The 10,086-nt window shown below is 41.7% G+C and carries 6 protein-coding genes and 2 riboswitches; all 6 genes read right to left on the bottom strand.

Annotated features, from left to right (window positions below; genetic code table 11):
- Window positions 1-424: 424 nt before the first annotated feature.
- The 6 genes from WD019_RS18185 to WD019_RS18160 all read right to left on the bottom strand — a co-directional run bounded on the left by WD019_RS18185 (window position 425) and on the right by WD019_RS18160 (window position 9,711).
- On the bottom strand, window positions 425-1,723 hold the full coding sequence (locus tag WD019_RS18185) for an NCS2 family permease (RefSeq protein WP_026678640.1): 1,299 nt from the start codon (window positions 1,721-1,723) through the stop codon (window positions 425-427).
- A gap of 91 nt (window positions 1,724-1,814) precedes the next feature.
- Window positions 1,815-1,916, bottom strand: a riboswitch (purine riboswitch).
- 95 nt (window positions 1,917-2,011) lie between these two features.
- On the bottom strand, window positions 2,012-2,998 hold the full coding sequence (locus tag WD019_RS18180) for a hypothetical protein (protein WP_425712377.1): 987 nt from the start codon (window positions 2,996-2,998) through the stop codon (window positions 2,012-2,014).
- 138 nt (window positions 2,999-3,136) lie between these two features.
- The gene (gene guaA / locus WD019_RS18175) at window positions 3,137-4,675 is read right to left on the bottom strand and encodes a glutamine-hydrolyzing GMP synthase (protein WP_425712376.1); all 1,539 of its coding nucleotides are present in this window, start codon (window positions 4,673-4,675) and stop codon (window positions 3,137-3,139) included.
- Window positions 4,676-5,054: 379 nt separating this feature from the next.
- A riboswitch (purine riboswitch) is annotated at window positions 5,055-5,156 on the bottom strand.
- 100 nt (window positions 5,157-5,256) lie between these two features.
- Window positions 5,257-7,479 carry a transglutaminase domain-containing protein gene (locus WD019_RS18170; RefSeq protein ID WP_425712375.1) on the bottom strand — a complete coding sequence of 741 codons (2,223 nt, stop codon included), beginning with the start codon at window positions 7,477-7,479 and terminating at the stop codon, window positions 5,257-5,259.
- The gene (locus WD019_RS18165; protein WP_425712374.1) at window positions 7,466-8,737 is read right to left on the bottom strand and encodes a DUF58 domain-containing protein; all 1,272 of its coding nucleotides are present in this window, start codon (window positions 8,735-8,737) and stop codon (window positions 7,466-7,468) included. Before WD019_RS18165 ends, WD019_RS18170 begins: the two co-directional genes overlap by 14 nt.
- On the bottom strand, window positions 8,734-9,711 hold the full coding sequence (locus WD019_RS18160) for an AAA family ATPase (protein WP_026678636.1): 978 nt from the start codon (window positions 9,709-9,711) through the stop codon (window positions 8,734-8,736). The genes WD019_RS18165 and WD019_RS18160 overlap by 4 nt, the downstream gene beginning before the upstream one ends.
- Window positions 9,712-10,086 lie beyond the last annotated feature (375 nt).

Genomic DNA, 10,086 nt, shown 5'->3' with positions numbered 1-10,086 from the left:
CGATGTAATTTCATTAGCTACTCGAAAGCAGCGACAAGAAATACTATATCATTTTCAAACCGCCATGTCAACAATCTTTTTTAAAAAGTTTTTTAACCGTTGTTTCGTAAAGCGGCAACGTTTAATACTATATCAGCAATCTTCTGGTGGGTCAATACTTTTTTCACATGAAAAGAACCCGATATGCAAACTTCCGCATATCGGGCTCGACCTGTCTACTCTTTCAATTGTAATCGTGCATTTCGAACATCACGCAAAAGCAAAAATACAGTTTCTCAATTTTCTATTTCAAGAAAAACATTAAAAGAAGCTAACTGCCTATATGTAATGGCTTGTTAGCTTCTTTTCCTCTTTAAACGGGCTTTTTCAGCGTTCTCTCATAGTAGCGGTCTTTTGATCAGCTCTATTCAGTTTGTCGCATTCATTAGATTAAAAAGATAAAATAGCCTAAAAAGATAATGAGGAGAAGATACATGATCGGATGAATCTCTTTAGCCCGTCCTTTCACAAGCATCGTGATCGGGTAAAGAAGAAATCCGAGTGCGACTCCGTTTGCAATGCTATACGTAAGTGGCATAGCGACGATGGTTAAAAAAGCTGGAACTGCAATCTCTAATCGATTCCAATCGATCTTCCCTAAAACCGAAACCATCAAAACCCCAACGACGATCAAGGCCGGCGCTGTCACAGATGGTGTTACGACCACTAAAAGCGGTGAGAAGAATAAAGATAACAGCAAGAAAATAGCTGTAACTACAGATGTGAATCCTGTTCGTCCTCCAGCTGCTACACCGGATGTTGATTCAACATAAGCGGTAGTTGAAGACGTTCCAAGAATCGCTCCAACGACAATAGCAGATGAATCAGCAAGAAGGGCCCGTCCCGCCCGGGGCAGCTTATTATCTTTCATTAATCCTGCTTTTGTCGCAACTGCAATAATCGTTCCTGCCGTATCAAAAAAATCAACAAAGAAAAACGTTAAAACAACAGCCCACATTTTTTTCATGCTGAAAATATCGCCAAAATGCTTAAAGGCGTCCCCGAACGTCGGCGCAAGACTGGGCACGGAACCGATAATTTTTGTCGGCATATCAATTAGGCCAAAGATAATTCCTACAATAGCCGTAATAACCATTCCGTAAAAAATGCTTCCGCGGATATTACGAATCATCATTAAAATCGTGACAATAAAACCAAAAATCGCAAGCAATGTCGGCCCTTTTGTAAAGTCACCAACCGAAACAAATGTCGCTTTATTGGATACGACAATTCCTGCATTTTTCAATCCGATAAATGCAATAAATAGACCGATTCCGCAAGCAACGGCATATTTCAACTCTTGTGGAATGGCATTAATAATCGTTTCACGAATTTTAAAGATTGTAATTATGATAAAAATAATACCGGACATTAACACACCGGACAGCGCGGTTTGCCATGGAATCCCCATCGTTAAAACAACAGAGTAAGTAAAGAAAGCATTTAAGCCCATTCCCGGAGCAAGCGCAATCGGATACTTTGCGACAACGCCCATGAATAGCGTTCCGAACGCTGCAGCAAGACATGTTGCGGTAAAAACAGCCCCTTTGTCCATCCCAGCTTGTGACAAAACGGATGGATTGACGAATATAATATACGCCATCGCCAAAAACGTTGTGAGCCCTGCGACGAACTCTTTCTTATAGTTTGTATTGAGCTCTTTGAATTGAAAATACTTTTGCATGTCCCCTCACCCTTCATTGATTTAAAAAAGCCCGGGGCAAGCCTCGAGCTGACATAGAAGGGATTGGACATGCACAGAAATTGTCCGTACAGATATCTCCATTACCCCTCGTAGTCAGGCCATTTACGGCAGCCTGGTAGAAACTCTCGAGCCTTATTCCCGATATTATACGACGGATTAGTATTTACTAGTATATGGAGATTATACAAGGTACGACAAAATTCGTCAATCTATTTCCGAATGATATTTTCTTTTTTTAACACTATTGTTCGGTTATTATCAAAAAGATTAACTGCTTCCACAACCGCTTCCGCAACTAGAGCAACTCGAACAACTTGAACAGCTGCTGCCTGAACAATTGTTACTGGAACAATGATGGCCGTGATGATGACTGTCAGAGCCTCCCCCCGAACTCCCGCAACCTGAAAAAAAGGAAGAAGAGCTAGCGGCGGCTCCCACCCCCCAGACTTTATCCTCATAGGATTCATATAAAAAGAAGGATGCATAAAGAGCGACCGGAAGCAATAAATTCATATCATCGTTTGTATACGCCCTCTCCCGTTCTTCTTTTAGATTATTAATGTCCATATGATCAATCTGCTCAACCGACTTTTTCATCTTTTGAATTAAATGATGAATAGCTTCCTCATATAGCGAGCCCGTTTTGAAATATTTTTCTTTTAAAAATCCTACGGGTTTTGTTTTAAATTCATTGACCACATCCGGTTTTACAGGATAACGAAAAAACCGGCCGTAATAATAAGTCGTTTGTGGATATATTGTAAAAAGCTCAGAATAAATCCAGTCGTAAAATGCCCGAAGCCCCGGGTCAGGCTCCTTTTTTATATTCGGCGTATGGTGCAGCGGCATTTCTAAAAACATGCGGCCGAACTGTTCATACTCTTTTGTGAATAAAATCATATTATGCCATATATCATCCACTTGTTGACTAAACATCGGCACTTCTTTTAACAACGCATTCATAAAAAAGAAACGTTTTAACTCAAAGAATCGCCACTCAAAATCCCCTTCTATTTTCGATTGTTGCCCTTCTTCAAAACGCCCTTTTAGAATCGATGGATCAAAAACTTGAAGAGCATTTTGCAGTTTCTTTTCTATTTCTTGAAATTCAGGGTGATCGATAGTAGAAAGAGCTTGAGGAGGTTCTTTTTTCAAATCGACTTTTCTTTTATTTCGTGATTTGCTTTTGGTTACGGCATTTATGATTACCATAACAGCCGCGATTATGACTACAAAGCCAATAAACTCTCCCATGTTCCTCCCCCATTTTTCCCTTAATTTGGCCACTTCTCTTCTCATCATATCGAAAGGTTGAAATCTTTTCCATAAAAAAATTCGCTTGCTTTAATACAAAAAAAATCCAGGGGAATTCCCTGGATTTTAATTCGCTTTTTACTCCCACTCGATCGTAGCAGGTGGTTTAGATGTAATATCATAGACAACCCGGTTGACGTGGTTCACTTCGTTGACAATCCGGGTTGAAATTTTTTGCAGGACATCATATGGAATGCGGGCCCAATCGGATGTCATCCCGTCAATTGAAGTTACTGCACGAATGCCGATGGTATAATCGTACGTTCTCGCATCGCCCATGACACCGACACTGCGGATGTCCGGAAGTACGGTAAAATATTGCCAGATGTCGCGTTCAAGTCCGGCTTTTTTAATTTCTTCGCGAAGAATATAATCGGATTCGCGGACGATTTCAAGCTTGTCTTCGGTAATTTCACCGAGAACGCGAATACCAAGACCCGGCCCCGGGAACGGTTGGCGCCAAACAATTTCATCCGGAATGCCGAGTTCCGTTCCGACTTTACGAACTTCATCTTTAAATAATGTGTTTAACGGTTCGATTAATTTGAACTTCATATCTTCTGGCAATCCGCCAACATTATGGTGTGACTTGATCGTTTGTGCCGTTGCCGTTCCACTTTCAACGATATCGGTGTATAGCGTTCCTTGTGCAAGGAAATCGATTCCTTCAAACTTGGCCGCTTCTTCATCAAAAACATAAATGAATTCGTTACCGATAATTTTCCGTTTCTTTTCCGGATCGGATACACCTTTAAGTTTTGAAAGGAACCGCTCTTTTGCGTCGATTTTAATAACATTCATGTGAAACCCTTCACTGAAGGTTTTCATGACGCTTTCCGCTTCGCCTTTACGTAATAGTCCATGATCGACAAACATACATGTAAGCTGGTCTCCGATTGCTTTATGGATCAAAACGGCAACAACTGAAGAATCCACTCCGCCGGATAAGGCGCAAAGCACTTTTTTATCGCCAACCGTTTCACGGATTTTTTCAATTTCAGTTTCAATCCAGTTTTCCATTGTCCAATCGCCTTTGCATTCACAAATGGCAAATACGAAGTTTTGGAGCAGCTCAATGCCATGTTCACTATGCCGAACTTCTGGATGGAACTGAATACCGTATAATTTCTTAGCGACATTGCTCATAGCAGCTACAGGGCAAGAAGGACTTGTCGCATCTGTAGTAAATCCTTCCGGAGGGCTAATGACAAGGTCACCGTGGCTCATCCAGACAACTTGTGTATTCGGAAGATCTTCATATAACTTTGATGGATTTTTCACATCAATTTCTGCTTTTCCGTACTCCCGATGGTTGGCACGGTCTACTTTGCCGCCTAATCGGTGTGCCATTAATTGCATACCGTAACAGATGCCGAGTACAGGAATCCCTAATTCGAAGATCTTTTCATCACAAGATGGCGCGCCTTCACCGTACACACTGTTTGGGCCGCCTGACAAAATAATGCCTTTCGGGTTCATTTTCTTAACTTCTTCCGCCGTTAATGTATGTGGATGCAGTTCGCTGTACACCCCTAAATCACGAATGCGGCGCGCAATTAACTGATTATACTGGCTGCCGTAATCTAACACAACGATCATTTCGTTTGCAATTTCCATTCCTTCACCCCATCAAAATTAATCTTAAATAGAAGTTCAAAAAGGAGGACAAACAGGGCCAAGAAGTTCAAGGAAGCGTAGCCTCCGAGCACCGGAGCGACGAGCGATTCGGCGCTGATTCACTGCGAGTTGCACCGAGGAAGCATAGTTCGGAGCAATACTGGCAGACACAGGTGCATAGGTCCTTTTAATACGTGAGGAGCACAGGAGCAAGCTGACGCAGAAATTCGCCGGCAATGTTTCCCGGACTTTTTGAACAACCTTTTTGATTTAGTATTCACTACCTTTCTCTTCTTATAAGACTTACAGTAAAAAGGATAAAAGGAAACCGGAATCACACCATGTTTTTCGTATAAAAACAAAGGTGGAATTCCGGTTACGCAAAGAATCCCACCTTCATAGTCGGAGCATTTATGGTGCCCCGGTAGAGACTTTCGGTCCTTATTACCGAGGATATACGAAGGAGAAAGTTATTTCGTTATTTACTATTCGAAGTTTTAAGAAAAGAAGCGCTTTTAAACGACTTTTCTTGATTCGACAGTTTCTTACAAACCACATTCTATCAATGCTGATGAGGAGGGTCAAGCGGGTATCCTTTTAATTAAATTTTCCCACAATTGTTTATGTGTTTCATTCCAGTGGCTTTGTTTATGTTGATTTCCGTAATGTATCGTTTCATATGCTTTTGTTAATAGGATCATGTCTTTTGTATCTAACGCCCGATCAACGAAAACCGCATATTCCCGCAATGTAAATGCTGGATCACGTTGAATGCCGTGATACTGCAGAAGCCATAACAAACGGTGATATGCTTCGTAAAAAGTTTTTTCATCATTTTTCCGTTTAAAGCGCCAGAGGAAATAATAGCGGAGCCATTGTTTCCGGTAAAGAAAGGCAATCAAGCCCCCTGAAGCAAGAACAAGTAAAAAAGCTAAAACTCCTCTTTTTATAAAATGATCTGTTTTCCTTGAGTCGGATGAATCCTTTTCAGACAGCGGCTTTTTAGTAATGTCCTCCGTTTTTTTCTCTTTCTTTTTAATAGGTGCCATTGTTTCTTGAGTTGGCCTCGTTTGGTTTTCTTCTTTCATTTGATTGATATTTGTAAATCCCCTTGTCGGCTCAAATGGTACCCATCCGGCATCTGTAAAATACACTTCCACCCATGAATGGGCATTCGCATTCGTAACTTTATACTCACGCAAGTTCGTCCTTTTGATCATCCCTTTAAATTCACCGGGCGAGAACCCTTTGACCCACCGTGTTGGAATGCCAATAGAGCGCAATAGAACAGCCATCGATGTCGAAAAGTTGTCGCAATACCCTTTTTTTGTTTTAAATAAAAACTGATCGACATAATCATCGTTTTTCCCAGGAACAGCAACGTTTGTTGTTTCATAGCCGTACCCTTCATCCGAAAACCACCGTTCTACCGCTTTGGCTTTGTCATACGGATTGCCCGCCTTCTTTGTAATATTTTCAGCCAGCTTTTTCACCCGTTTGGGCAGACTTTCAGGCAACTGAAGATAGTTGTCGCGAATAAAGCCCGGATACTCCTCTTTGCTTTTTCTGAGTTTATTCTCATCGTATACCGGACTTAAAAAGGACATGCTATAGGATGCTAAAGCTACCTTCTTATTATCTAAAAACGTATTAATTTTTCCTGTCAACGGGTCTAATTTTAACGAAACTTTATCAAAATTATAATTTTTCCCGATAAGCATTCCCGGCATTAATAGAAAAGGATAGCTTTTATCTTTGTCCATCACAATTTGCACAGACTCCCGTTTTAAATGAACCGCACCGGACGTTTCTTCCCAGAGGCGGGAAAACGGTGATGAATAGTTAACATTTAGAGGATTGAGAGTTTGCGGTGTATTGGGCCCTTTAACTTCCCATCCTTTGCCGGTATAACTATTTTTCGATTCCACCCGCCAATAATGCCGGGTTTCAACATAGGCAGTAAATACCGGTTTAAAATCGTAGCGGAATGGGCCTCCTAGCCTGCTGTCATTTGTTCCATACCCAATTCTGGCGATCCCGCCTTTTCCCTGAGGACCTTCCTGGCCGTCATCTTTTTGATGCGTTATTTTTTTCAAAAAAGGAACCGGGTCGGGCCATTGCGGTGATGCTTTCGGCGCAATAACGCCAAAAAAGGAAGACAGGCTAATGATGACAGTGAGCGGGGCCATCCATAGTACCGGAAATCTTCCTTTCAGTAAAGAAAAGCCTTCCGTTTCGATAATTTTCATCATCCGCAAAATGCCGATTAATATAAGTCCAATAAAAACGGTACGAATAATCGCGAACGTTGCATCATAGTCCGTAAACGTATCTAAAACGGTAATATAGATGACCGTAATGAAAAAGAAAAGAAAGATTTTCTTCGCTTGAATCAACCAATAATGCATCAAATAACTGATGAGCCATAACAAAATGAAAAATAGAAAAGAGCGGCTAATTTCCGTTGTGTCCGCCCACCGCTGTTCTAAAATGATTGCGATATTGCCCTTTACATCGGACAAAAAATGCGGAACCCAACGAAACGATAAAAAGACATCCGGGTAATACAACGAATGAAAGGCATACATCATGGCAATGAATTTTACCGGAAAGGAAATCCAAAAGGGCAGCCGAAAGTATGTGATGAGAAATAAAAAGGCAATGAACATCACGAAAATTCCGATTTCACTCATCGGTGTAACGATCGTCAACGGCCTGAGCCACTCCCAAAATAAAAAGAATCCAAGTGCATAAAGGACGAGTGTATGTAAAGCTGATTCTCGTTTGCCTCTAGCTTGTTGCATGTTTCACACCTGCCTTTAACGCCTCGTTAAACTGCTCGCCGATAATTGGCATCGTTGCGATCATTCGCTGATTTAACCGATTGATGAATTGATAGTCGATTGTAGATAATTTCGTGCCCTGTGCGATGTAAAAGAAAATGAGATTCGAATTTCTCATCGAGATCAGCTCCATCGTCTTCACAAGCGATTCCGTCAAAAGCGGCGATAGGATGACCATCGTTTTTCCGTCTAAATTTCCTTCAGCAAACTCTTCTTTTAGCTCGATTTCGAACGCCTTTTTATGATTTGCTTTTACTCTCGCCAATTCATGCATGATTCGCCATTCTTGCTCATACCCGCTATTCATCGGAATTTGTTCATTTTCATCGAGCACATAAAAACCGACCGCTCCCCCTTTTTGAATCGAATAACGAATAAGGGAGGCTGCAAACGAAACCGCCTTTTCAAACAGTAAGTCTTTGCCACCATAGCTTTCAATGGATTGGTCAATAATGATCGTAAAGTCATCATTTCGTTGATGTTCAAACACTTTCGTCAACAGTTTATTCGAACGGGCGCTTGCCTTCCAATGGAGCCAGGCAAGCCGGTCGCCCGGGGCATAATCTCGGACGCTTATGGTAGAAGTAAAATCTGTCCTCGATCGCCGGCCGGCCCGTTGATCCCCGTTATACAAATGTCTATCGATTTCCCATCGGTCGATTTCTTGATAACGAGGATAGACAAACAGATGGTCCGTTACTTGAACGTTCACTATTTTTTCCACAAAGCCAAAAATGTCGCCTGATTTTAACATGACCTTCGAAAGGTCATACACACCTCGCGGAACCGGATGGACATAATACGTGTATGATAATGTCTTTTTAAATAGTGGAAAAAACAGGCCGCGTGATTGGTGGATATATTCTTCTCCTTCTTGATCTGCATGTTTCGCAAGCGCTTCCGGCAACTCGTCAACGATCACTAAATAAAGTAGCGGAAACCAGCTGGAGCGTTTCATCGTAATCGTAACTTCCAATGATTCTCCCGCGACTAATTTTTCCTTATTCAACTCTCGTACGATTTGCACGTTGCCCAAACGATAAAAAAACATCAAAATCGTATACAAAACGAGCGGGAGACTACTATAAAACAAAAACCAACTGACAAATCCGCCTTGAAACATCGCATAAGAAAATGTACAAATGAGAAGGAATAGGATGCCAATGAACCCGATTGGCGTCCGATACTTGTTGCTTAACTTCCACTTAAGCCTGATCATCTTGCCGATTGTCCTTTATGCAGGGGAACTGGAACTCTCGCTAACATTTCTAGAATGATGTCGTTTGCTGTTTGTCCTTCAAATCTCGCTTCAGGCTTTAATAAAATGCGATGTGTCAATACAAATGGCGCTAAATATTTAATATCATCAGGGACGCAGTACTCTCTGTTCATTAATAGCGCATAGCTTTGCGCAGCCTTCATCAGGCTTAAAGAGCCGCGGGGGCTGACACCGAGATAAACGGACCGGTGGTTTCTCGTTCGATTGGATAAATCAACAATGTAGCGTTTCACCGTGTCATCCACATAAACGTCCCGGACCTGTTCTTTTAGCCGGGTTAATTCTCCGGCGGAAATAACACATTCTAACGTTTCGACCGGATGCCCCTTCTCCGTTACATTTAGAATCTTCATTTCGTCTTCAACAGAAGGATAGCCCATATTTAATTTCATCATAAAACGGTCAAGCTGGGCTTCAGGCAAAGGGAAAGTTCCTTCATACTCAATCGGGTTTTGTGTAGCCATAACGAAGAAAGGTTCCGGCAATAAATGGGTTTGTCCGTCGACCGTTACACTTTTTTCTTCCATTGATTCCAAAAGGGCCGACTGTGTTTTCGGAGACGTACGATTGATTTCATCGGCTAAAATAACATTCCCCAATAATGGACCTCTCCGGAATTCGAAGGCCATTTCCTTTTGGTTATAGATCGAAACCCCCGTAATATCGGACGGCAAAAGGTCGGGTGTAAATTGGATCCTGTTAAATTCGAGACCGAGAGAGCGGGCAAGCGAGCGGACCATCATCGTTTTCCCGACACCTGGAACGTCCTCCAAAAGAACATGTCCGCCAGCTAAAAGTGCCACAAGACTGAGTTCTGTCACTTGCGTTTTTCCGATCATTACTTTTTCGACATTTTTTATCACTCCATCCAATAATGGATGATAACTATCAAATCTTGTTTTATTGACACTCATCTTTATTCCCCCTCTTTTTCTCCACAACCTATGATGAAAGAACAGTAAATTTCCTTCCTATACCATTTCGAACTTGGGGGTCTTTTTTCCTTTCTTTTTTGCAAAAAAAGACAGATAAAAAGCGCTGTATGTCGAAAAATCACCGCACTTCATTCACTACGAGGGACTACGAGGGGATTATTCAGCCGATTTCAAGGATAATCCCGCCGATTCCAACGTTTTTTCCGCCGATTTTAAGAATAATCCCGCCAATTTCAAAGATAATCCCGCCGATTTTTTTCATATAAGAATATCCCGGCCTCCTTAAAAGAAACCGGGATTTTTCTCCATACTTTTTCATGTGCCATGTCAAGCTTATCGTGAAATTCCTCTTTG

The sequence above is a fragment of the Fictibacillus sp. Mic-4 genome (assembly GCF_049843615.1).
Lineage (GTDB): Bacteria > Bacillota > Bacilli > Bacillales > Fictibacillaceae > Fictibacillus_A > Fictibacillus_A gelatini.
Note: the sequence above shows the minus strand (reverse complement) of the source record. Positions and strands in the feature narration are given on the sequence as shown.